Source organism: Candidatus Symbiopectobacterium sp. NZEC135, from assembly GCF_025962695.1.
Genome location: NZ_JAGFPF010000900.1, coordinates 1 through 856 on the forward strand (window position 1 = coordinate 1; position 856 = coordinate 856).

Sequence of the window (856 nt, forward strand, 5' to 3'; positions counted from 1 at the left end):
CTCCAGCATCGCCATGGTGTGGAATATCATCTACAACGCCCTTTTCGATCGCCTGTGGCCGGTATCACGCGTGGCACGCGGTGCCAAAGTGCGTATCTTGCACGGATTAGGCTTTGAGGGCGGTTTTATCCTGTTCGGGTTGCCGGTCGCAGCCTGGATGCTGGAGATCACGCTGTGGCAAGCGTTGATGGTAGAGATCGGCTTTTTCCTGTTTTTCCTGCCGTATACCGTGGCGTATAACTGGGTATACGACAAACTGCGCGCCCGGTTTATGACGCGCAGTGACAGTGAATGTGGGAAGTCGCCCGCCGCATCACGCACCCGCTAATGCCATTAGCCTTTACGGTTGCTGGTTTTCAATCGGCTTTTGAAATCGGCGTAGTCTGGCATCATCGGGCTGCGCCATAAATACCAGGCGGCGACGGTGCGGTAAGGCTGGCACGGCAGACTGAGTTCCGCCAATGCTCGGCGCGAGGGTATTGCATCGCATTGATGCACATAGCTCAACCCTAAGCGGATGCCGAGATCGTCCAATGGCATGATATCCATTCGTTCCAATCCATAGATCAAATACATTTCAACCGTCCAGCGACCAATGCCTTTCAACGTCGATAACCGTTCGATGAGCGTGTCGTCGTCCATGGTCAACGCCTGTTCTCGCGTGGGCACTACACCGTCGCGTGCACCCTGTGCAATCAAGTGCAGCGTCTCCGCCTTGCGCGTTGAGAAACCGCATTGGCGCAGTGCGTCTTTTTCACTGGCGGCAATCTGCTCAGCGGAAGGAAATGCCTGCCCGTCAGGGCTAAAACCCTCCAACACGCGGCGGATCATGGCTTCAGCCGAGCGGGTGGTGTGC

At 56.3% G+C, this 856-nt stretch carries 2 protein-coding genes; one reads left to right on the plus strand and one right to left on the minus strand.

What is annotated here, in order from left to right; genetic code table 11:
• Positions 1 to 328: PACE efflux transporter (locus J5224_RS31305; RefSeq protein WP_264628893.1), on the plus strand; the 328-nt coding region annotated here is incomplete at its 5' end.
• A 5-nt stretch (positions 329 to 333) separates the two neighbouring features.
• Here J5224_RS31305 and J5224_RS31310 read toward each other — a convergent pair.
• On the minus strand, positions 334 to 856 hold a 523-nt coding region (locus tag J5224_RS31310), incomplete at its 5' end, for a DNA-3-methyladenine glycosylase family protein (RefSeq protein WP_264628894.1).